This window comes from Paenibacillus sp. JDR-2 (assembly GCF_000023585.1).
Lineage (GTDB): Bacteria > Bacillota > Bacilli > Paenibacillales > Paenibacillaceae > Pristimantibacillus.
On sequence record NC_012914.1, the window covers coordinates 891165 to 914740 of the forward strand.

The following is a 23576-nucleotide window of genomic DNA, read 5'->3' on the forward strand; positions in this document are numbered from 1 at the left end:
TCATGGCAAACGAGATTCGCAACATCTATTGCATCGGCCGGAACTACCGGCTTCATGCGCTTGAGCTCGGCAATGAAGTACCTGAGGAGCCGCTTGTCTTTACGAAGCCTTCTCATGCGGTCGCGCCGATGAACGGCAACGTCGTTGAAATTCCGGGCGGACGCGGGGAAGTGCATTTCGAGCTGGAGCTGGTGCTTCGCATTGCGCGTCCGCTTGAACCTGGTATGTCGCCGGACGAGATTATTGACGGACTGGCGCTAGGACTCGACCTGACGTTGCGCGACGTGCAAAGCAAGCTGAAGGCGAAAGGCCAGCCTTGGCTGGATGCCAAAGGCTTCAAAGCCTCCGCGCCGCTTGGCGAATGGATGGCTTATCCGGGCGAGGAAGGGCTGAAAGCCTTTGATTTTGCCCTGATTCGCAACGGCGAGCAGGCTCAGCTTGGCAACTCGAAGGATATGCTGTTCAGCATCTCCGAGCTGGTACGTCATATCGATTCCCGCTACGGCCTTGGCGAAGGCGATATTATCTTTACCGGCACGCCTGCCGGCGTAGCCGCTTTGCATGACGGCGACGTGCTTGAAGCGCTGTTTAACGGCGAAAAAGCAGCAAGCTGCACGGTGAAGCTGGTATAGAACACCTCATAAAAAGAGTTAGACTGTCGAGATCATATCGACAGTCTTTTTTTTCTTTTTATGCTTCGGTTTAAATTCCGTTTAAATTCGGCGGGTATGATGATTCCAGATCAAAGAAGTAGAGAGGTGCTTAACTGTGAATGTGAATAAAAACAATAAAACGCTAATCCTGATCGGCTTGCTTCTTGGCCTTATATTTGCCGAGATGGATGAGACCGTCGTCTCGACCGCAATGCCAACGATTATCCGCGAGCTGCACGGTTTATCGCTGTACGGCTGGGTAGCAGGCGTATATATGCTGGCTATGACGATTGCCATGCCGATATTGGGCAGACTTGCGGATGTATTTGGCAGGAAAAAAATATACATGAGCTGTATGGCCTTGTTCTGTCTCGGTTCCATCGTGTGCGGCTCCGCCGACTCCATGGCCCAGCTGCTTATCGGCCGAGGCATTCAAGGGATTGGCGCAGGCGGATTAATGCCGATCGCTCTTGTTATTATCGGAGAGTCCTTCCCGCTCGAGCAGCGAGCGAAGGTGCAGAGCCTTATTGGTCCATTGATGATTCTGCCGCAGCTAATCGGACCAACCATCGGTGGTTATTTTGTCGGAAATCTCAATTGGCATTGGTTGTTCCTGATCAATATTCCCGTAGCGGTTATCGCGGTTGCCTTCTTGTTCAAAGGACTGCATGAGTCCAAAGGGGAAGAAAAGCATACGATTGACTGGGCAGGGGCGGGAACGCTTGTCGCCGCATTGCTGTCCTTCCTGATTGCGCCTGTACTGATCGATAATCAGGGATTAAGCTGGTCGTCGCCTATTATCATAGGTCTGCTCATCCTATCAGCTGTACTGATCGGCCTGTTTATTCGGATTGAGTCGAGAGCGAAGCAGCCAATCATTCCGCTGCATCTGTTCCGCAACCGGAATGTCGTTGTATTATCCCTTCTTGTCTTTACGCTAATGCTTGGGCTTATGGGCGGAATCGCAACCTTCCCGTTCTTCGCGCAGAATGTGATGGGACTTACGCCAACCGAAGCGGGCTATCTGATGTTCGCCTTTATGGCCGGAGCAATTCCGTCCAGCATCGTAAACGGATTTTTAATTACCCGCGTCGCTTATCGTAACCTGTTTATTACCTGCTTCATCCTGCCGCTTGTGGGAATATTCATGCTCACGCAGCTGGCCGTAAGCACAACCCCGGTGTTTGTTATTATTGCCTTCTTTGTTATGGGACTAGGCATTGGAGCTTTGTTTGGCGGAGATAATCTGATCGTGCAGGAGTCCGTAGAGAAGAAGCATAGCGGCGTAGCGCTGGGCACGGTTCAGCTGTTCCAGTCGCTTGGCGCTACGGTTGGTCTCAGCGTATTCGGCAGTGTTCTTGCCAAGAGTATCAAAGACGGCATAAACAGCTTGTCGAGCGGAATGGACCCGGGGACAGTGGATTCGATCAAGACAGGCGGTATTCCGGCCGGATTGCCATCGGATCTCGTGCTCAAAATCCAAACGGTATTTGCCAATTCGTTTGACCATATCTTTGCTATAGCGCTTGGATTCGCGGCTGTATCTTTTGTAATTACCTGGTTCTTGAAGAAGGAAGTGCTCACGAAGCATGAGGAAACGGAAGTAGAGGCAGCTGGACAAACGGTTGCTTAGATCTTTTTCGCATCAAAACAAAAACCCCCGCGGAGGCCGGAAGGCTGAAACGGGGGTTTTTGTTTTAGAACGAGAAATCATGCGTTAAACGCGGTCAGCATCCAGACATGCTTCTCGAGGGTGGTGTGGATCGCAAGCAGCATATCGGCGGTGGTTTCGTCACCTGCGTCTTGCGCAATATCCATGCCTTCTTTCAGCTCGCTGATGACGATGGAGAAATCGGTAATCAGCGCCTCGACCATCTGGTGGGCCGATTCGCTGCCGGAAGCTTCCTTGATGCTGGCGATTTTAAGGTATTCCGACATCGTCGCAACCGGTGCGCCTTTTAACGCCAGCAGCCGTTCGGCAAGCTCATCGACATGAAGAGCCGCTTCTTCGTAAAACTCCTGAAACTTCACGTGCAGGGTGAAAAACTGAGTGCCTTTGACATACCAATGGAAGTTGTGCAATTTGATGTACAGGACGCTCCAATTGGCGATTTGTTTATTGAGAACGTCATTTGTTTGTGTCATTGGGTTTCACATTCCTTTCCTAGGCAGTAGTGTGCGCGAAGGAAAGGTTTTGCATACTTAAAAACCGCGGCTGGCGGCAAGGCGAACGGAGGATTCGCGTACGATCAGCCGGTGCGGGATAATGACATGCGATTGATGGATCGGCTCGTCTTGAATTTGGCGGATCAGCAGCTGCGAGGCCGTATAGCCAAGCTGGTACGTACCGATATCCACGGAACTGATCGGCGGCGTAGCAAGCTCGGACAACGCAATATTATTGAAGCTGACAAGGCTGATGTCATCGGGCACCTTGTAGCCGATTTCGGTTAAGCCGCGAAGCACGCCAAACGCCACCACGTCATCGATGACGACAAGTCCTGTCGGTCGTTCCGGCAGTCCCATGATAAAAGACATCGCGCGGAAGCCGCTTTCCTGCAGAAATTCCCCTTCCACAATCCACTCCGACTGCATGGGCAGTCCCGCCTCGCGCATCGCTTTTTTATAGCCTTCCAACCGGTCGTTCGAAACGGTCAGATTGGTTGGTCCGCTCACAAAGCCGATCCGGCTATGGCCTTGCTTGATCAGGTGTTGAGTGGCGTCATAAGCGGCTTGCACGTTATCGTTGTTGACCGTCATCACGCGGCTGTATTCCTCGCCGGCGCGGCCGATCAGAATGCTTGGGAAGTCCTGCTCGTGCAAATAACGGATAAGCGGATCGTTCACTCTTGCGGACAGCAGAATGACGCCGTCTACGCGCCGGCCGAACACGAGGCGGGAGATCGTCTCGGTCTCGTCATGCGCGCTTGTTGCCGTCGTAAGCAGCATATCGTAGCCCGCTCTGGTGGAGTGGGTCAATATTCCTCGTAACAGTTCTCCGAAAAAGAAGTCCTGGAACAGCTCTTCCGCGGGGCGGGGGAGCATGATGGCTAACGTCTTGGTTGTCTTCGAGACAAGGCTTTTGGCCATGACGTTTGGGTGATAGCCCATTTCTTCCATGATCTTCTTTACCCTGGCGGACGTTTCCTTGCTGATCCGAGGATGATTGGATACGACCCTCGACACGGTCGAAGGGGAAACACCTGCAGCTTTCGCAATATCTTTAATGGTTACCATCGTTATCGTGATCCCCTTACTCTTATGCAATCGTTTGAACTCTATGCATCCATGTTACTTGAACGGTCATTTAAAGTAAACTGGCAGTTCGGTACTTTGCCCAGCAATAAGTGAAATATTGGGCAAATTTAAGAAAATCAAAGAAAACGGGAGATAACCATAAATTTACTTGCGCTAATCATCTGTGCAAACGTTTTAACAAACGTAATAGGCTGTTGTATGATGAGCTCGTGGATATAACGCTTTCATGACAAGTATTGGCGTTAAAAAGGCCAAAAACGGATGAAAACGACGAGTGCCCTTGATTTTCTGCTGCCAATTGCACAAACGTTTGCACAGATCGACAAATAGCGGTAGACCGCTGCAGACACAGAAAACGGGTAAGATCGGGCGCAACTATCCAAGTCATACAAAAAACGGAAGGGGATCATTAAGAATGAAAAAATGGTTTGTAACGACGATGATCACGGCATTGTTCATCGTGTCGGCTTGCGGAAGCGGCGGCAGCAATAACAACGGTAATTCCGCGGCAACAAACGCTCCCGCGGCAACGGAAGAAGCTTCGGCTAACGCAGGCAATGCAGGCGCAAGCGAGGATCCTGCAGATGAGGCGATCGTACCGGAAGAAGGCGCAACGCTTACCGTATGGGATTCCAAGAACGAACGCAGCTTCGTAGAAGAAATGGCGAAGGAATTTACGGCGCAATACAATATTCCAGTCAAAATCGAGGAAGTAGAGTCGCCGGATCAAGTGAAAAAGCTGACAACTGACGGCCCTGCAGGCATTGGTGCCGACATTGTGACGTTCCCGCATGACAACCTTGGTCAAGCGGTAGCAGCCGGACTTATTCTTCCTAACGATTTCTTCGAAGAAGACACGAAAACAGCAAACGCCGAAGCTGCGGTTAACGCGGTAACTTCGGACGGAATCCTGTACGGTTACCCGCGTTCGGTAGAAACGTACGCGCTGTTCTACAATAAAGACCTGGTACAGACTCCTCCGGCATCGTTTGACGACATCGTTACATTCTCGAAAACATTCAATGATCCCGCAAAAAATAAATATGCCCTCATGTGGGAAATGGGCAACTTCTACTTCAACTACATCTTCTTCGCATCAACCGGCGGTTATGTGTTTGGCGAGAACGGTACAAACGCTGCTGACATCGGCCTGAACAACGATGGCGCGGTTGAAGGTCTGAAGTACTTCCAGTCCTTGAAGCAAATTCTGCCGATCAAATCCGGCGACGCTTCCGCGGACATTATCCAAGGCAAATTCGCTGACAAATCGCTGGCGATGACGATTACGGGTCCTTGGAAAGTGGGCGACTTCAAGAACCTCGGCATTAACTTTGGCGTAGCTCCAATCCCAACCATCAACGGCAAACCGGCTGTTTCGTTCTCCGGCGTAAAAGCTTGGTACGTGAACTCGTTTACGAAATACCCGAATGCTTCCCGTCTGTTTGCTAACTTTATTTCTTCCAAAGCAGGCCAACTGAAAGACTACTCGCTGACTGGCGCCATTCCGGCGAACAAAGAAGCGATGGAAGATCCAACGTTCAAAGCGGATGAAATCTCGAGCGGTTTTGCGGCGCAATTCGTAAATTCGCAAGCGATGCCTTCCATTCCGGAAATGGGCAGCGTTTGGGATCCAATCGGTGCAGCTCTAGCTGATATCTGGAACGAGAACAAAGATCCGAAGGCAGCTCTCGACAATGCGGTTACGCAAGTGCAAGAGGCGGCTAAAGGCACGACGAAATAATAGCATAGCGAAATAAGAGACAGATGGCTCGCCCGCCGAAAGCAGTTTCGGCGGGCGTAAGCCGTGGAAGGAGTACACGGGTATGAATGGTCGTCGCAGTGCTATTTTGTCCGCCGTATCTATGGGGCTTGGCCAACTGTACAACCGGCAATATATGAAGGGAATACTGCTGCTCCTGACGGAGGCGGCAGCGCTTGTTTATTTTATCCCTCGCCTTGTGCATGATCTGTGGGGGATTTGGACGCTTGGCGATACGCCATCCAAGATGGTGAAGGTAGGCAAGGTTTATCAGACGGTCAAAGGGGATCATTCGATCTTCCTGATGATTAACGGACTAATTACGGTTCTGGTATTGGCGCTTTTTATCACCATTTACATTATGAATATCCGCGATGCGTACCGTACGGGGGCGAATCGAGATCAAGGCATTCAGGCCGCGACCTTCCGGGAGTCCGTCAGGTATGTGTGGGACCGCAAGTTTCCTCATTTGCTGCTGACCATTCCGGGGCTCGGCGTATTGTTCCTGACGATTATGCCGATTGTCTTCATGATCTTGCTTTCCTTCACGAACTACTCATTGCCTCAACATATTCCGCCGGCGAAGCTGGTCGATTGGGTTGGCTTCAACACCTTTAAGGACCTGCTGACGCTGAAATCCTGGAGCAGAACGTTTTTTGGCGTCTTTACCTGGACGATTATTTGGGCCGTGCTTGCGACCGCAACCTGCTATTTCGGCGGCCTGCTTGTTGCTCTGCTCATTGAACAGAAGGATGTTAAGTTTAAAAAGCTGTGGCGGACGCTCTTTATTCTGCCTTACGCGATTCCGCAGCTGATCTCGCTGCTTGTTATGCGCAACCTGTTCAACGGACAATTTGGCCCGATTAACCAGTACCTGTCGTATTTCGGTTTCGGCAAGCTGCCTTGGCTGACGGATCCGACCTGGGCGAAGGCAACCGCTATTCTCGTTAATATGTGGGTGGGCATTCCGGTATCGATGGTTCTTATTCTTGGCGTGCTAACCGCTATTCCGAAGGATCTCTACGAAGCGGCGGACGTGGACGGAGCCTCCGGCTACCAGAAGTTCCGAATCGTAACGCTGCCTTTTGTCCTGTTTGCAACGGCGCCGATTCTGATTACGCAGTTTGCCGGCAATATCAACAACTTCAACTTGATCTTCCTGCTGACAAACGGCGAACCGCTGAACGGCAATTACCAATATGCGGGCAGCACGGACCTGCTTGTTACGTGGCTGTACAAATTGACGCTGAACAACAGCCAATTCAATATGGCTTCGGCGATTGGCATTATTATTTTCATCATTATCGCAACGTTCTCGATTATTAACTATCGTCGCACGAAGTCGTTCAAAGAGGAGGATATGATCCAATGAAGGCTGGTCAATCGAAGAACCGTTATATACGTCTGACGCTCAGCTACGTGGTGCTGACCTTGCTTGCGATCTGTTGTCTTTATCCGGCTCTTTGGGTGCTGCTGTCTTCTTTCCGGCCGGGTACCTCGCTGTACAGCGATTCGTTTATTCCAAAGTCGTTTACGCTGTCGCACTACACGGAGCTGTTCCATTCGAAGGTATTCCTGTACGGCAGATGGTATCTCAATACGCTCAAAATTGCTTTCCTGTCCATGATCTTCTCGACGATTCTGTCGACGATGAGCATGTACGCGTTGTCGCGCTTCCGTTTCAAGGGGCGGAAAACCCTGCTGACAACCCTGCTTGTCCTCGGCATGTTCCCGGGCTTTATGAGCCTGGTGCCGGTGTATATTTTTCTGCTTCAGCTTAACCTTCTTGATACCCACGCAGCGATTATCATCGTTTATTCCGCTGGTTCGGTATTGATGAACGGGTTTGTGATAAAAGGGTTCTTCGATACGATTCCGCGCAGCCTTGATGAGTCGGCAAGGATTGACGGCGCGAACCACTTGCAGATTTTCTACCGGATCATGCTGCCGCTTGCCCGCCCGATTCTGATCTATGTCGCGCTGACGACGTTTGCGGGAGCTTGGGTCGACTTTATTTTCGCCCGGCTGGTGCTTCGTTCGAAAGAGAACTGGACGCTTGCCGTAGGCATGTGGGATCTGGTCAGCTCGTATCAGAACTCGAACTTTACGATGTTTGCCGCCGGCGCTGTCTTGATCGCGGTTCCGATCACGCTGCTCTTCGTTTTCCTGCAGAAGTTCCTTGTTCAAGGGCTTACGGCAGGCGCTTCGAAAGGATAAAGGGCGATTATGGCTTATAGAGGCTGGTGCGCCCGCGCTGCGGTTGCTGCCGCTTTGGCAGCTTCGCTTGCGGGCTGCTCGGTGAATAACGCTGGCGTCGGGAAGGTGGAAGATGAGCCTGTTGCCTCGGCTGCCCCGACGGTTGCCGCTGCTGTAAAGGAAGCTGCCGCGGAGCCGGTGGATGAACAGCCGGGCACCGTTTATTACGAGATTTTTGTCCGGTCTTTCTATGATTCGAATGGGGACGGGATTGGCGATCTGAACGGCGTAACGGCTAAGCTGGACTATCTGCAGCAGCTCGGCGTCGGCGGGATTTGGCTGATGCCGATTAATCCTTCGCCAAGCTATCACGGGTATGACGTGACGGATTACCGGGCGGTCAATCCGGATTACGGTACGCTTGAAGATCTGAAGAAGCTGACGGTTGAGGCGCATAAGCGCGGTATCAAGGTCATTCAGGACCTGGTCGTGAATCATACGAGCACGGAGCATCCGTGGTTTAAGGAGGCTCTTGCGGATCCGGATAGTCCGTATCGGAGCTGGTATCATTTTGCCGGGGCCGATGAGGATGCGAAGGCGGACGGCGCGGTTGGCAGCAATCCGTGGCATCTGGCGGCTGACGGGAAAAGCAAGTATTTAGGCGTGTTCTGGGAAGGCATGCCGGATTTGGATTTTGACAATGCGGATGTACGCCAAGAGCTTGCGTCCATCGGCCAATATTGGCTGGAGCAGGGACTGGACGGCTTCCGGCTCGATGCGGCCAAGCATATTTACGGAGACTATGCTTCAACCATTAATAGCGCCGGGATTCAAGCGGCGAATCAAAAATGGTGGCAGGAGTTTCGCAGTGGCTTGTCCGACGTGAAGCCGGATGCCTACCTGGTAGGCGAGGTATGGGATTCGCCGGTTGTTATTGCTCCTTATCTGGATAAGGGGCTGGACTCGGCTTTTGATTTCGATCTTGCTGGCAAGCTGATCAGCGCGGCTGACCGGGAGCGGGATTCGGATCTGGCCTTTACGCTTGGCAAGGCATACGGGTTGTACGAGAAGTCCTCGGGCGGAACGTATGTGGATGCGCCGTTTCTGAGCAACCATGATCAGACTCGGGTGATGACTGCTTTAAACGGCAATCTGGCCCATGCCAAGATGGCTGCGGCCATGCTGCTCACCCTGCCGGGAAATCCGTTTATTTATTACGGCGAAGAGATTGGCATGGCTGGGGCTAAGCCGGATGAGTATTTGCGCGAGCCAATGGTCTGGTATGCAAGCCCGGAAGGCGGGGAGGGCCAGACAAATTGGGAGCAGAGTAAATACAATGTTGCCGGATCGGCCGTATCGGTGGAAAGCGAGCAGCGGGATGCTCAGTCGCTGCTTGCTTGGTATCGGATGCTGCTCAAGTGGCGCAGCGAGGAGCCGGCATTGCGCGACGGGGGTATCGCCGCGTACAGCTTGAAGAACGCGGTACCGCAAGTATCCGCGTACGTGAGGGCAACAGCAGACGAGCGCGTGCTCGTGCTGCATAATTTGTCCGGCCAGCCGCAGAAGGCGGAGCTGGCCGGAGAGTTCGGCTCATTCGCGGAGCTGAGCCGTAAGAGCGATAACGCCGCCGAGTTAAGCGGCGGCGGCGTCACGCTGCCGCCATACAGCAGCGTTATATTGAAGTAGACGAATCCGGTGCCTCAGGCACCGGATTTTTTGTTGTATGTTTGGACGAAGGTTTCTTGCCACCCGGTCGTAACGCACAGGCAAAAAACTTGCTGCAGCTCGGCAGGCGTTGTTTGACGTGCCAGATGTGTACGGAATAGCAGGCAAAAACCGTGTTGCAGCAGGTGGATCGTGAGTGCTCGAGTCCGAAGTAGCGAAATAGCAAGGAAAAACCGTGTTACAGCAGGTGGAGCTGGGGTGCTCGAGTCCGAAGTAGCGAAATAGCAAGGAAAAACCGTGTTACAGCAGGTGGAGCTGGAGTGCTCGAGTCCGAAGTAGCGAAATAGCAAGGAAAAACCGTGTTACAGCGGTTGGATCGTGAGTGCTCGAGTCCGAAGTAGCGAAATAGCAAGGAAAAACCGTGTTACAGCAGGTGGCTCGTGAGTGCTCGGGTGCGAAGTAGCTGAATAGCAAGGAAAAACCGTGTTACAGCAGGTGGAGCTGGGGTGCTCGAGTCCGAAGTAGCGAAATAGCAGGCAAAAACCGTGTTGCAGCGGGTGGCTTGTGAGTGCTCGGGTCTGAAATAGCGAAATAGCAGGGGAAAACCGTGTTACAGCGGGTGAATCGTGATTCCTCGAGTGCGAAGTAGCGAAATAGCAAGGAAAAACCGTGTTGCAGCGGGTGGAGCAAGAAAGCTCGAGTCCGAGGAGGAGCCAATGTTGGCAGTATCGGTTTGAGCTTGGCGATTGGCGGGTAAGCAGGAAAAAGGCTCCGATGAGGAAACCGAAGTGACTGGGGTTTGAACCAACCCCTAGAGCGGTACAATAGTAGTCTGCGGAAATTGATAGCTGAGTAAGCTCGGGTTATAGGAGGGGCGGAACATTGAATACGAAAGCATTGCGGATTGCCACGCTCATTGTGTTCTTGATTAATGTTGTTCTTATTTTTCTTGTTGATTGGTTTACGATCGAGATGATCCCGGGCATAAGCATTTCCGGCAACTCGAACCCGGCGGTTATTCTGTGGCTCATCGAGTTGCCGGCGTACTTGCTGCTGTTGACCGGCATTGCATTAATCGTACATAGGGAGCGGTATCTGGTGCAGTACAATAGAGTACGGGTATCGGTAATTCTACTTGCCCTGCTTGCGGTATCGCTCCTGCTGCAGGTGGATAAAGCCCAGCGGATACGTGATCGGATTGATGGCCGAACGAATGAATTTGGCTGGCTAAACCCCTATACGAATACGATTTACATCAACTTTTACTCGTTCTTAAGCGGCATCCTGCTGCTGCTCTTCATTCAATCGGTTATCACACTAATCCGGTATCGATTCAAATCCGGTACGCCGACGGACTAACGCCGGTTACTTTCTTAAACACGCTGCAAAAATAGCCTTGATCCTCGTACCCGACTAGCTGCGAGATTCGGGCGATCTTTAGCGTTGTCGTCTTGAGCAGCTCCTTGGACCGTTCGATGCGGACTCGCGTTACATAGTCGTTGTAGCTAATGCCAACGATCTGTTTAAACCGCTTCGAGAAATAATTAGGATGGATAAAGTATTTGTCGCTGACCCATTGCAGCGACAGCTCTTCATTGTAATGCTGCCGAACGTATTGCTGAACGCTATCGATTATATCGTCGCAGGATCGCTCTGCTCCGCCATCGAGCACGCTGCTCAGCCGCTTTAGCTGCTGCTCGATCACCGAAATAATCTGCCGCCAATCCGTGAAGCTCTCGAGGCTTGCGATAGGCGTGCCGAGATTCCAATTCGGCAGCTCGAAGGCCGTCTTGGCGGCATGCTTGCGGAGAACATGAATGATCTCGGTGTACAGATATTCGACGTGCTCATACCGTGCGCCGGGCGACTCCGCCAGGGTGTGGAACAGCTCGGAAGCAAAAGCGAGAAACTCGCGGTGCTGTCCATCCTCCAGCAAGGCGGTTAAACCGCGCTCCGCCTGATGAAGAAGAGGAAATACCGCCGCCGCATGCGACTGGTTGACCGTATCCGTATAGACGCTGCCGCCTCCGAATAGCAGCCTATTCTGAAGCACCTTCCTTGCTTCCATGCAGGAGAGCCTAAGCTGCGTCAATTGTTCCTTTACGCCGCCGACGCCGACGGATACGACAAGTCCAAAATGCTGGCGAATCCAACCAACCGTCTGCGTTAACGTTTCTATGATACTTTCCATGTCGAGGACACCTGTAGGAGAGGCGAGAAAGACAACAATCTCCTCCGAGTGGTAAGCGTGCTTGAACGCCAGGACTTCAACCGGGAGCGCGGCGAGCGCGTTTTCAATACTGTTCTGGACGGCAAATCGCGCGAGCGGCTCCTCGTTTTCCTTAAAGCGGGAGATCTCGTTGCGGAAGACGATACGCGCGGTGATGCCAACGAACGAGCAGCTTTGAACCAGCCCGGCGGGGAGTCCGTCCAAGTGGGCGTCCTGCTCCGTAATCAGATGCGTAAGCTGAAAATCCAGCGGCTGCAAATGGCTCTGGCGGATCATTTCGTCCAGCGCGTTCAGCTTGGAGAGATCCGCTTCCTGCTGCCGCTCTGCGCGCAGCTCCTCCACTAAGCCGGCAAGAAGCACGCGCAGCTTCTCTTTGTCGATCGGTTTTAGCAAGTAATCTTTCACGTGATTGAGCAGCGCTTCGCGTACGTATTCGAACTCATTGAAGCCGCTAATAATGACGAATTTCGTATTCGGGGAGATCGTGCGTGCCTGGTTAATGAACTGAAGCCCGTCCATGCCGGGCATACGCACATCGGTAAGGACGATATCGGGCTGGCAGCTAACCAGCCGGGACATGGCTTCGAATCCGTCTCCGGCTTCACCCGCAAGCGTAAGTCCAAGCGTCTCCCAATCGATTTTGCGAATTAAACCTTCCCGCAGAAGCGGCTCGTCCTCCACGATAAGCACCTTCATCCGATCATCCCCTTACGCCGTCCGCTTCGGCAGCTCGAAATAAATTTTGGTGCCAGCACCCGGCTGACTGTAAATTTCAACTCTCGGATCGCTTTCGTAATACAATTGAATCCGTTTGAATACGTTCGCCAAGCCGATCATCGTTCTGGAAGAGGTCTGTCTGGACACGATCGCGTTCGGATTGCTCAACTTGCGGTGAAAAAGCTCGATCATGGCAGGGTCCATGCCAACCCCATTGTCCTCCACGATGATTTTCAAGAAAGATTCGTCTACGCTGCCAAGCGTGACTCGCACCTTCTTGCTTCCGACCTTCTGCTCCAAGCCATGAATGATGGCATTCTCGACTAACGGCTGGATGAGAAACTTCGGCAAAATGAGATCCTCAATACCGGGCTCCACTTCAATCTCGTAAGCGAACACATTGGCGAACCGAATTTGGTAGATGGACAAATATTGATTCAGATGCGTTATTTCCTCCTGAACGGTAGCGAGACTGCCGCCGTTCAAGTTGTAGCGGAGCATGCTTCCGAGCGCGACGCATATGAAAGAGACCCGTTCGTCTCCGTCAATCGATGAAATGCTGTCGATCGTGCTTAACGTATTGTAGAGGAAATGAGGGTTTATCTGCGTCTGAAGCGCTTTTATCTCCGCTTCTTTTTTTAGCAGCTCCGTCTCGTACACTTTGGAGATCAAGGTACTGATCTCGGCGGTCATTTTATTGAAGCTATGCTGGATGGTAGACAGTTCGTCTTTGCCTTTTACCTCGATGGTAGCTCCGAAATCTCCCATTTCCACCTGCTTCATCTTTTTGTTCAGCTCTTTCAGCGGACGGGTAACGCCCGCGGCAATAAGAGAAGCAATCAGCATCGCGGCAAGAAAGCTGATCATGGCGATAACGATAAGCGTATGGCGGAAGGAGTTCACCTTGCTTAGCACCTGGTCCAGCGGAATGTTGCCGATCACGATCCAGTCTCCCGCATCCAGCCGTTCGTAGAAGCCGATATACGTTTTATTTTGATTCTCGTAACGGAAGTTCACGTAATCGCTTGATCTTGGCGCCTTTTTGTATGCCGCGAACAAGGGGCTGCCCGCAATGGACTTGCCGATATCCTCCTTGTTCCGCGCGAAAATAATATGGCCGGAGCGGTCCGCGATATAGTACTTGCCGGCGTCGCTCTTCTGCGTTTCCGGGAAAATTTTGTCCAGCACGCCGGGGTCGATATCGATTTTGATGTAGCCGATCGGGTGCTGCTCATTCATCGTAATGCGCTTGAGCAGCTGAATATAACTGATGGATTTAACCGGAGTAACGGTTGTGCTGATGGTCGTGTGCGAGACGGTCCAGAAGGGGGTACCGTCCATTTGGCGCGATTTATCGAACAAGCTCGCCTGCTCCTCGTCCAGAAGGGATTTGACGCTTCGGTTGTAATAGTAGTAGCTCGAAATTTGCTGACCGTCCAGGCGGGTGATGGAAATGAACGAAACGAGAGGGTTTTGCAGCTTATTAGAGATAATTCGGTTGCGGTAATATTGTTCATTGTCGGTATTGGGAGGGCCATCGAGAAACTTCTGCAGGGAGGTATCGCTGAAATAGCTGTAGCCGATATTGGAGACCGTCTTGAAATGAAGATCCAGCGTATCAACCGATTGCGTGGTCATCCTCTCCAGGCCCTGCAGCGTGGATGCTTCGAGCTCGCGGCTCATCATGCGATAGTAGGAGTAGCCCATAATAATGGCTGTAAGACTGATGACGATGAAAAAAGAAAGAATCATCTTATTGCGGAACTGCATGTTCAGGTTGAGGAAACGAGACCACATGTTCAAGCTACCCCCTAACACATCTGTAACCGCTTACTCAAAAAGTATTCGATAGCTTTAACTGTTTTCCTGTTTCTAGGAGAGTCTTGATTCCAAAGTTGCTTAAAATATTCCTAATAGGAGGTTAAGATATTATATAGAAAGCGCTATCATTTAAGTCCTATACTGAATTTGTAAATCCGATATCCATTTGAGGGGGCGTTCGATTGAAGAATAAGCAGCGGTTTAGAACGTGGTCCAGTCTGGCAATTGCTCTTGTCTTAATGCTAGTGGTATCAGCTTGCAGCGGCGGCAATAACGGCAACACGACAAACGTTTCCAATGCAACGAATAACTCTTCCGGCACCAACGCGGCGACCGACAACGGGTCTGACAATGCGGAAGCACCGGCGGACAATACGGCTTCAACCGGGGGCACCGTCGAAATTACGGTATGGGATCAGCCGAATCCGGACGACACGATGAAATCCATCAAAGAAGAGGTATACGCGGATTTCGAAACCGCGCACCCGAATATTAAAGTAAAACACGAATTGATGCCGCAAGGCACAAACGACCGTGAAGTATTCGTAACGGCGATGGCGGGCGGCAATGGCCCCGATGCCTACCATTCGGCTCACTTCCCGATTATCGCGGACTGGGTAGGCCAAGGTCTCGCGCTTGACCTGACGCCGTATTGGGACAGCTACGCCGACAAAGATAAATTCATTCCTTCCTCCATGGAAGCAGGCACTATCGACGGTAAAGTGTATGGCATTCCGCACGACATGTATGTAACGGGCTTGTTCTGGAACAAGAAGATGTTCGAAGAAGCGGGACTTGACCGCGATACGCCTCCGGCGAACTGGGATCAGCTCGTTGAATTCGGCAAGAAGCTGACGGATCCGGCCAAGAAGCAGTACGGGATCACGCTGCTCGGCATGGAATGGGCGGACTGGTGGTTTGAATACTACGTATGGCAGGCAGGCGGCGATCTGACGCATGTCAATCCGGACGGTACGGTTCAATTGGCCTTTACGGAAGAGCCCTCCGTAACCGCGCTGCAATTCTATAAAGATTTGAAGTGGACGCATAAAATCGTGCAAAACAACGTGCTCCAAAGCTACCAGGATAATATGAACGATATTTTCCAAGGCCGTGCGGCGATGTCGAATGCAGCCTCCGGCGGGTTCGGCGACTATGTTGCGCAAGGCATGGACTTGAACGACGTTGGTTTTGCCCCTTATCCGGTAGGTCCTGGCGGCAAAGGTCCGGGACAAATCGGCGGCGCTTACTGGATCATCAATCCAAAGACGACCAAAGAGAAGCAAGACGCGGCCTGGCAATACATCATGTACTTGAACTCTAAAGAGGTTGCGGAAAAGTACCTTCAGTTCCAGCAAGACAACGGAATTTTCCCGAACTTGCTGTCCGTTCGCTCCGACGTTGATCCTTCTCAATTCGCAAAAGACATTTCGCCTGAGCTTGTAGCGGCCGTGAACAAAGCGGCTTCCGATACGCATCTGGAGTATTTCCTGAAGGAGCGTCTGACTCCGTATGTCGTTAAAGCGGTTCAAAAGGCGCTTACGGACGAGAAATCCGATCCGAAGCAGCTGCTCCAGGAAGCTCAGGATGCCGCGCAAAAAGAAGTTGTCGACGCGTACAACGCAGCCGTGAAGAAATAAGAGGACTTGAAGGAAGGCGGAGTTGATTAGCGGGCGTGAAGACGCCGCAGGCTGCTCCGCCTGCCATTTGGAAAGGAGGCGTCAAACGTTGAAAGCAGCCATAGAAGGCCGGAAGCCTCAGGTGCAAGCGCGGGTTAGACCCCGGATTAAGATTTCCTGGACAGCCATAGCTTTCGTATCTCCCGCCATTGTCTGTTTCCTGTTATTCAAGTATTATCCGCTTCTTCAAGCCGTGTACATGAGCTTCTTCGATTACAAAGTCATCAACCCGCCGGGCAATTTCGTCTGGCTGGATAACTATAAGTATTTAATCCATTCCACCGAGTTCTGGAATGCATTCCGAAATACCTTTGCGTTCTTCTTTATCTATTTCATTCTCACGTTTTGGGTGCCGATTGTGCAGGCGGTGCTGCTTAACGAGATCAAGTTCGCGAGCAAGACGTTAAGGTCCTTGTATTTGCTGCCAACGGCGGTTCCCGCGGTTGCCGGCTACCTGCTGTGGAAGTGGCTCTATAATCCGGATTACGGCTTATTGAACTACCTGCTCCATTTCATCGGACTGGGCCCATACGGCTGGCTGAATGATCCTTCAATGGCTAAGTGGTCGATCGTGCTGCCGGGCGTTTTTGCAACGGGAATGGGGATGCTGATCTATTATTCCGCGCTGCAGGGCATTCCGAGCGAGAACATCGAAGCGGCGAAAATCGACGGTGCCGGTCCATGGCGCCGGATGCGCTCCATTGTGTTCCCAAGCCTCAAATTCGTAATCGGCATTCAATTTATTTCGTTTATTAGCGGCGTTTTTCTAACCTTCGACCCCATGTATATTATGACGGGCGGCGGCCCGGCCAGCAGCACGAAGACGCTCTCCATGCTTGTTTTTAACAGCTCGTTTAAGGAGTTCCGGTTTGGCGTGGCGGGTTCGATCTCGTTTGTTATGTTTGTCATTATCGCAGTCATTACCTATTTGCAAATCAAATTGTCGAACAGGGATTAAACGTTCTTGTGGAATTTGCTAAGCAGGAAGGAGCATTTCATGGCTGGACGCGGACGCATTAAGGAGAAAGGTTCATTATCGGTAAAAATCGTCTCTTATTCGGTTGCCATATTTTTTATCCTGGCTTCCATCGTGCCGTTGTTCTGGATGGTCAGTTCATCGATGAAAGACAACATCACTATCTACAAGTTTCCGCCGACATGGGTTCCGGAGGTGCCGAAATCCGTCAGCGTGACCCTTAATTACGACGGCACGGATCTGAAGAAGGAAGATTACGAGCTTGATGCGATGGAAGCCATCTGGTTCACGTGGAAACGCATGCAGAATGAAGCGGTTGGCGCGATGAAGGTAACAGGCGTGAAAGACGGCGTTGTTGTCTACAAAGCCTCCATGCCTTCCTACAAGTTTACGGTGGGACGCTCCGAGATTGTTCCTACGATGGTCGCTACCCATGCCACGATGAAAAACAAGCTGCAGAAGATTCGGGACCGCAAGCTGACGAACTTCGACTACATGGAGGAAGGCGGCAAGTACGGCGGCGAAACGGCGATCCCCGCCGAGCTGCCGCAGCAGGCGGCAAATGCGCTTAAATGGCTGTCCGAATCAAAAGTAGTCAAGGGAAAGGTGCAGACAATCGATGAAATAAGCGACTGGAAGCGGCTGTTCGACAACTATATCGTGCTGTGGGAAATGACCGGCAGCTCGGACAGCAAAACAAACACGGCATCATACGGTTTTCCTCATTTCTTGCTGAACAGCGTTTTTGTCACAGGCGCAACGATTATCCTTCAGCTTATCATTGGGGGTACGGCTGGCTATGCGCTGGCGCATCTTATGCGAGGCAGAATCAGCGGCTGGCTGACGCTTTTCTTCGTCGCTACAATCATGATTCCCGAGATAGCGATACTCGTTCCTCTTTATCTGACGATGGATAAGCTGCATCTGGTCAATACTCTGTGGGGGATTATTTTGCCGCATACCGCTTGGGGGATTGTGATCTTCTTGTTCAAAGGGTTCTTCGAGCAGCTGCCGGGCGAGCTTCTGCAGGCGGGCCGGATTGACGGCGCAAGCGAGATGAAGATCTTCTATCGCATTGTTGTGCCGATGTCGGCGCCAATCTTTACGGTCGTGGCGGTCATGACGTTTATCGCGGTATGGAACGAATTTCTGTGGCCGCTTGTTGTTGCGAGAACGCAAAACGTCTGGACCTTTACGGTCGCGCTAAACGACTTCCAGCAGCGGCGAAGTCTTGGCTCCAACGTCATTATGTCAAGTCTCGTCATCGCTACGATACCGCTTATGATCATTATTACGTCCTGTCAGAAGCTGATTGAGAAAGGCGTTTCTTTCACGGGGCTGAAAGGGTAGGGGATCGAGTTGGAACGAAAAGTCGCTTTGGTAACGGGTTCGGGACGAGGGATTGGCAAAGGAATCGCGCATGAGTTTGCTAAGGCCGGTTACGATGTGTGCGTCAATTACAACAAAAGCGCCGAGCAGGCTCAGGAAGTCGTCCGCCAGCTGCTGGAATATGGCGTGAGGGCGGAAGCGGTGCAGGCGAATATCGCCGATCTGGACCAGATCGCTATGCTGATTGAACAGGTGGAGAGACAGTTCGGCCGGCTCGACGTGCTTGTGAACAATTCGGGCATCACGCGGATGAAGCCATTCCTGGAGACTCCTCCAGAGTTGTTCGAGGAGGTCATCAATACCGATTTGCGCGGTTTGTATTTCTGTTCGCAGCATGCGGCGCGCCTGATGGTCAAACAGGGCACTCGCGGCGTCATTATCCATATCAGCTCGAATCATGCGGAGGGCAATTGGTCGAATTCGACGGTGTACGCGGCGGCGAAGGCTGGCGTAAACAAGCTTGCCAAAAATATGGCGCTTGATCTCGCGCCTCACGGCATTCGGGTCATCGGGATCGCGCCGGGCTACACGAGGAATAGCTGGACCGAAGGCGACGAACGCGTACAGAAGGCCATCGCGGATATTTCTTCCCGCATTCCGATGGGGCGGTTCTGCACGCCGGAAGAGGTTGGGGCGGCTGCCGTATTCCTTGCTTCGGGGAATGCGGGTTATATGACGGGAACAACGCTTTATATGGATGGCGGTGCTCTTCTCCCCGTATGGGCGGAGAAAGGGACTAACGGCTAACCGGCAGCTGCCGAGTTCAACAAATAAAGGAGTCCTAATCGTGAAAATAACCGATATGAAGCTCTACCATGTCAAGCCGCGCTGGCTGTTCCTGAAGATTGAGACCGACGAAGGGATCTCTGGGTGGGGCGAGCCCATCGTAGAGGGCCGCGCTTTGACGGTTGCGACGGCTATCGAAGAGCTGAAGCGTTATCTGATCGGCGAAGATCCGCTGCGCATCGAGCATCACTGGCAAATCATGTACCGCGGCACGTTCTACCGCGGCGGTCCGGTTCTCGTCAGCGCGATAAGCGGCATTGAGCAGGCTCTTTGGGATATAAAGGGCAAGTTCTACAACATGCCTGTTTATGAAATGCTGGGCGGGCGGGTCCGCGACAAGATCCGCATGTACAGCCATTGCGGCGGCGCAACGCCGGAGGAATTTGCCGCGAACGCGAAGAAGCGAGTGGCCGCGGGCTTTCAGGCCATCAAGACCGGCGTGGACGCGCCTGTCCGCAACGTGGACTCGCTTGCTTTCGTCGAGAGCCAAGTGAACAAGTTTGCTGCCGCGCGGGAGGCGGTTGGCAGCGGCGTTGATATCGCCATCGACTTCCACGGGCGCGTCAGCCCGGCAATGGCCATCCGTTTGGCCGCCGCGCTTGAACCGTATTACCCGATGTTTATCGAGGAGCCATGCCTGCCGGAAAACGTGGACCAGCTGCTGCGCGTCGCCGAATCGACAAGTATTCCAATAGCAACCGGCGAGCGCCTGTTTACGCGTTGGGGCTTCCGCGAGGCACTCGAAAAAGGTGCCGTTGCTATCGTGCAGCCTGACTTGTGCCATGCCGGCGGCATCTTCGAAGGCCGCAAAATCGCCGCCATGGCGGAAACCTACTATGCTTCCGTCGCTCCGCATAATCCGCTTGGACCGATCTCGCTCGCGTCCTGCTTGCAGCTTGATGCCTGCACGCCAAACTTCCTCATTCAGGAGCATCCTTCCATGGCGGAGAAGTGGGATCTGGGCGAAGGCTACTTAAGCAAGCCGTTCGAAGTAATCGACGGCCATGTCGCCATCCCGGAAGGACCGGGACTTGGCATTGAAATAAACGAAGAAGCGCTGATCGAACGCAGCTTCGGAGGCGATTGGGATACGCCGCGGCTGGCCTATGACGACGGTTCGTTCGCGGAATGGTAACAGGCTTTGTACCGCACCTTCCCTTATTGGAGAGAAGGTGCGTTTTATTGCGAGCCGCGGGGACAGCCAAATAAGACGGAAAAACCGAGCTACAGCGTGTTTGTGCATTAGGCCGAGTAGGGGAGCAGCTAAATAAGACGGAAAAACCGTGTTACAGCGTGTTTTGGCGTTAGGCCGAAGAGGAAAGTCGCCGTGTAAGACGGAAAAACCGTGTTACAGTGAGTTTGTGCGTTAGGCCGCAAGAGGAAACAGCCGAATAAGACGGAAAAACCGAGTTACAGTGTGTTGGACGTAAGGCCGAGTGGGGAAGCAGCTAAATAAGACGGGAAAACGGAAAGACGGACCAGCACAATGCTGTGTCCGTCTTTTTTTCTGTTTAGACAAGCTGCTTCCAAATACCGTAGCCGTACCCCGGGAGCCGCAGCTGCAGCTTCCCGGCTGCCGGCTCAAGCCGCTGCTCATCGCCGAGCAGCGACACCCAGCTGCCGCCGGATGGCACGGCGGCAACGGCCTCGCGCCCTCGCGCATTCATCGCGACGAGGATGCGCTCGTCCCCCTCGCGGCGTTCGTATACGATAACGCCGCCGTCTTCGCCATCCGCTGCCTGCAGGAAGCGGATGTCTGCGCTGCGCAGCGCGGCGTGCTTGCTCCGCAGCGCAAGCGCCTGCTTATAGAATGCGAGCAGCTCCCGATCCTGCTGCTCCGGTTCCCACACCATGCATTTCCGGCAGTCGGGATCGCCATCGCCGTCCATGCCTACTTCATCGCCGTAATAAATGCACGGCGTACCCGGATAGGTCAGCTGGAACAGAGCCGCCAGCTTCATCGAATCCGCGTCATCGCCGCAAATCGTCAGTAGGCGCGGAGTATCATGGCTGTCCAGCAGGTTGAATGCCGTCTCCGTTACCTGCTGCGGATAAGCGGCAAGCTGCCGGCCAATGGCATCGGCAAAGGTTTTGCCGTTAATCGTCTGATGTCCGAAGAAGTCGAGCACCGCATTCGTAAACGGATAGTTCATCACCGCGTCGAACTGGTCGCCCTCCAGCCACATCATCGCGTCATGCCAGATCTCGCCGAGGATATACGCATCCGGCTTTACGGATTTCACTGCTTGGCGGAACTCCCGCCAGAACTGATGATCCACCTCGTTGGCCACGTCAAGCCGCCAGCCGTCGATTCCGATTTTCTCAATCCAATAACGCGCCACATTGAATAAGTAGGCTTTCACGTCCGGATTTTCCGTATTCAGCTTAGGCATCATCGGCTCAAAGGCAAATGTCTCGTAAGTAGGGATGCCGTCCTCAATCCGGAGCGGCCATTCCCGCACATGGAACCAGTTCGCATAGACGGATTTCTCGCCATTTTTAAGCAGATCCGCAAAAGGAGGGAACGTACGGCCCGCATGGTTAAACACCGCATCCAGCAGCAACCGGATTCCGCGCTTGTGACATTCCTCGACTAGCTCCTTCAGCTTCTCGTTTGTGCCAAAATGACGGTCCACCTGCATATAGTTCTCGGTATCGTATTTATGATTGGTTGTTGCTTCAAACAGCGGGGTGAAATAGACCGCGTTAATGCCAAGCTCGGCCAAATAGTCCAGATGATCCAGCACGCCTTGCAGGTCTCCCCCGAAGAAATTTGTTGGCGTTGGTTTGCCGCCCCAGGCTTCCGTTGTTTCCGGGTTCAGCGAAGGATCACCGTTTGCGAAACGCTCCGGGAAGATCTGATAGAACACCGCGTCCTTCACCCAAGCCGGAGGGGAGAACACATCCACCGGGTTAATGTAAGGGAAGTCGAAAAACGTATTTGGATTATCCGGCAGCTCGGCCGGAAAGCCGCTCTCCGTCATAATCACCGTTTCATCGCCATCCGTCAGGCGGAACGCATACCGAAGCCGGCGGAAGGGAGGGGTGATGGAAGCTTCCCAGTAATCAAAAAGCGCATCCGAGGATAGTACGGCCATGTCGGTGATCGTAAACGTTCCAGCCCAGTTGTACTTGTCTCCGGCAATGAGCTCCACGCTCCGGGCATCGCTTTTTTTCGTGCGAATCCGGATATGCAGGGTGGTATGGTTATAAGCGTAAGCCCAGTTTTGCTTCGGCCTGTGATAGATCGCTTCCAGCAGCATAAGGTAAAATCACTCCAATCGGATAGTGGGGTAGAAAACAGAAAAAGGCACAACCTGCTAATTATAATAATCAGCGAGGTTGTACCTTTATAGGTAGCATTGCCTTTAAATTGTCGTTCGAACTTCCTCATTATACTATGAACCGTCCGAACGGGCCACAGGCAATCCCGAATTTATAAAATCTTAAGCATGCACCGCGTCATGGCTTTGCGCTTCAAGGAAGCGTTCCGCATCCAGAGCTGCCATACAGCCGCTGCCTGCCGCAGTAATCGCTTGACGGTATTGACGGTCTTGTACGTCGCCGCATGCGAATACGCCAGGAATGTTGGTCTCCGAAGTGCCGGGCTTCACGATGATGTAGCCTTGCTCGTCGGTGTCGATTTGGCCGCTGAGGAATTTCGTGTTAGGCGTATGGCCGATCGTGATGAACACGCCGTCCGCTTCTACGAATTCTTCTTCGCCGGTTGCGTTGTTGCGTACTTTCAGACCTTTCAGACCCATTTCGCCAGGAACGACTTCAAGCGGAGTCTTGTTCAGGTTCCAGCTGATTTTTTCGTTCGCGCGTGCGCGGTCCTGCATGATTTTCGAAGCGCGGAGCTCTTCGCGACGGTTAACAACCGTTACTTCGGAAGCAAAGCGAGTCAGGAACACCGCTTCTTCCATTGCGGAGTCGCCGCCGCCTACGATGATAAGCTTTTTGTTGCGGAAGAAGAAGCCGTCGCAAGTTGCGCAAGTGCTGACGCCGCGGCCGATGTTTTCTTGCTCGCCCGGAATGCCGAGGTATTTCGCGGAAGCGCCTGTCGAGAGAATGACGGATTCGGCCTGAATCTCGCCAATGCCTTCAACGTCGAGCGTATAAGGACGTTTGCTGAAGTCGACGCTTTTTACGGAGCCGTTGCGGAAGGATGCGCCGAAACGCTGCGCTTGCTTGCGCATATTGGACATCAATTCGCTGCCAAGAATGCCTTCAGGGAAGCCCGGGAAGTTCTCGATTTCCGTTGTTGTTGTGAGCTGACCGCCTGGCTGCCAGCCTTCAATAACGAGAGGCTCCATATTTGCGCGCGCCAGATAGATCGCCGCCGTTAATCCGGCAGGGCCGGTACCGATAATGACTGTTTTGTACATGAAGAATTCCTCCACTCAATCTATATGTTGTTGGTATATGTCGCAATTTCTAGTTTAAA

General features: G+C 52.7%; 18 protein-coding genes. 12 read left to right on the plus strand and 6 right to left on the minus strand.

From position 1 onward, the window contains the following. Nucleotides 1–2 precede the first annotated feature (2 nt). Together PJDR2_RS03970 and PJDR2_RS03975 are read left to right on the plus strand one after the other, a co-directional pair. On the plus strand, nucleotides 3–632 hold the full coding sequence (locus tag PJDR2_RS03970; RefSeq protein WP_015842393.1) for a fumarylacetoacetate hydrolase family protein: 630 nt from the start codon (nucleotides 3–5) through the stop codon (nucleotides 630–632). Between the two features lie 136 nt (nucleotides 633–768). Beyond that, nucleotides 769–2286 carry an MDR family MFS transporter gene (locus tag PJDR2_RS03975; RefSeq protein WP_015842394.1) on the plus strand — a complete coding sequence of 506 codons (1518 nt, stop codon included), beginning with the start codon at nucleotides 769–771 and terminating at the stop codon, nucleotides 2284–2286. Nucleotides 2287–2363: 77 nt separating this feature from the next. Here the strand turns inward: PJDR2_RS03975 and PJDR2_RS03980 are convergent, their stop codons facing one another. Beyond that, nucleotides 2364–2798, minus strand: coding sequence for a Dps family protein (locus tag PJDR2_RS03980; RefSeq protein ID WP_015842395.1), 435 nt, complete (start codon nucleotides 2796–2798; stop codon nucleotides 2364–2366). A 57-nt stretch (nucleotides 2799–2855) separates the two neighbouring features. Then, entirely contained in the window at nucleotides 2856–3890 is a 1035-nt protein-coding gene (locus tag PJDR2_RS03985; RefSeq protein WP_015842396.1) for a LacI family DNA-binding transcriptional regulator, read from the minus strand. Nucleotides 3891–4326: 436 nt separating this feature from the next. Between PJDR2_RS03985 and PJDR2_RS03990 the strand changes: the two genes are divergently transcribed. The 5 genes from PJDR2_RS03990 (at nucleotide 4327) to PJDR2_RS04010 (ending at nucleotide 10890) form a co-directional block, all read left to right on the plus strand. Beyond that, the gene (locus PJDR2_RS03990; protein ID WP_015842397.1) at nucleotides 4327–5652 is read left to right on the plus strand and encodes a maltose ABC transporter substrate-binding protein; all 1326 of its coding nucleotides are present in this window, start codon (nucleotides 4327–4329) and stop codon (nucleotides 5650–5652) included. Nucleotides 5653–5734: 82 nt separating this feature from the next. Beyond that, nucleotides 5735–7042 (plus strand): carbohydrate ABC transporter permease, encoded by a 1308-nt coding sequence (locus PJDR2_RS03995; protein WP_015842398.1) that lies wholly within the window; start codon nucleotides 5735–5737, stop codon nucleotides 7040–7042. Then, on the plus strand, nucleotides 7039–7887 hold the full coding sequence (locus PJDR2_RS04000) for a sugar ABC transporter permease (protein ID WP_015842399.1): 849 nt from the start codon (nucleotides 7039–7041) through the stop codon (nucleotides 7885–7887). Before PJDR2_RS03995 ends, PJDR2_RS04000 begins: the two co-directional genes overlap by 4 nt. Nucleotides 7888–7896: 9 nt before the next feature. Further along, nucleotides 7897–9552 (plus strand): alpha-amylase family glycosyl hydrolase, encoded by a 1656-nt coding sequence (locus tag PJDR2_RS04005; protein WP_015842400.1) that lies wholly within the window; start codon nucleotides 7897–7899, stop codon nucleotides 9550–9552. Between the two features lie 861 nt (nucleotides 9553–10413). Next, the gene (locus PJDR2_RS04010; protein ID WP_015842401.1) at nucleotides 10414–10890 is read left to right on the plus strand and encodes a hypothetical protein; all 477 of its coding nucleotides are present in this window, start codon (nucleotides 10414–10416) and stop codon (nucleotides 10888–10890) included. Here the strand turns inward: PJDR2_RS04010 and PJDR2_RS04015 are convergent. After that, entirely contained in the window at nucleotides 10865–12457 is a 1593-nt protein-coding gene (locus tag PJDR2_RS04015) for a response regulator (protein WP_015842402.1), read from the minus strand. The genes PJDR2_RS04010 and PJDR2_RS04015 overlap by 26 nt on opposite strands. A 12-nt stretch (nucleotides 12458–12469) precedes the next feature. Beyond that, on the minus strand, nucleotides 12470–14275 hold the full coding sequence (locus tag PJDR2_RS04020) for a cache domain-containing sensor histidine kinase (protein ID WP_015842403.1): 1806 nt from the start codon (nucleotides 14273–14275) through the stop codon (nucleotides 12470–12472). A gap of 206 nt (nucleotides 14276–14481) precedes the next feature. On the opposite strand from PJDR2_RS04020, the gene PJDR2_RS04025 reads away from it, so the two are divergent. From PJDR2_RS04025 to dgoD, 5 genes are all read left to right on the plus strand, one after another. Beyond that, nucleotides 14482–15939: an extracellular solute-binding protein gene (locus tag PJDR2_RS04025; RefSeq protein WP_015842404.1), complete on the plus strand. Its 1458-nt coding sequence runs from the start codon at nucleotides 14482–14484 to the stop codon at nucleotides 15937–15939. An 88-nt stretch (nucleotides 15940–16027) separates the two neighbouring features. Then, the gene (locus tag PJDR2_RS04030; RefSeq protein ID WP_015842405.1) at nucleotides 16028–16936 is read left to right on the plus strand and encodes a carbohydrate ABC transporter permease; all 909 of its coding nucleotides are present in this window, start codon (nucleotides 16028–16030) and stop codon (nucleotides 16934–16936) included. Between the two features lie 39 nt (nucleotides 16937–16975). Continuing rightward, nucleotides 16976–18304 (plus strand): carbohydrate ABC transporter permease, encoded by a 1329-nt coding sequence (locus PJDR2_RS31715; protein ID WP_015842406.1) that lies wholly within the window; start codon nucleotides 16976–16978, stop codon nucleotides 18302–18304. 9 nt (nucleotides 18305–18313) lie between these two features. Then, nucleotides 18314–19090: an SDR family NAD(P)-dependent oxidoreductase gene (locus tag PJDR2_RS04040; protein WP_015842407.1), complete on the plus strand. Its 777-nt coding sequence runs from the start codon at nucleotides 18314–18316 to the stop codon at nucleotides 19088–19090. Between the two features lie 40 nt (nucleotides 19091–19130). Beyond that, entirely contained in the window at nucleotides 19131–20264 is a 1134-nt protein-coding gene (gene dgoD / locus PJDR2_RS04045) for a galactonate dehydratase (protein ID WP_015842408.1), read from the plus strand. 376 nt (nucleotides 20265–20640) lie between these two features. On the opposite strand, the gene PJDR2_RS04050 is transcribed toward dgoD, so the two are convergent. Together PJDR2_RS04050 and trxB are read right to left on the minus strand one after the other, a co-directional pair. Beyond that, nucleotides 20641–22392: an alpha-glycosidase gene (locus PJDR2_RS04050; protein WP_015842409.1), complete on the minus strand. Its 1752-nt coding sequence runs from the start codon at nucleotides 22390–22392 to the stop codon at nucleotides 20641–20643. Between the two features lie 183 nt (nucleotides 22393–22575). Continuing rightward, nucleotides 22576–23517 (minus strand): thioredoxin-disulfide reductase, encoded by a 942-nt coding sequence (trxB, locus tag PJDR2_RS04055; RefSeq protein ID WP_015842410.1) that lies wholly within the window; start codon nucleotides 23515–23517, stop codon nucleotides 22576–22578. Nucleotides 23518–23576 lie beyond the last annotated feature (59 nt).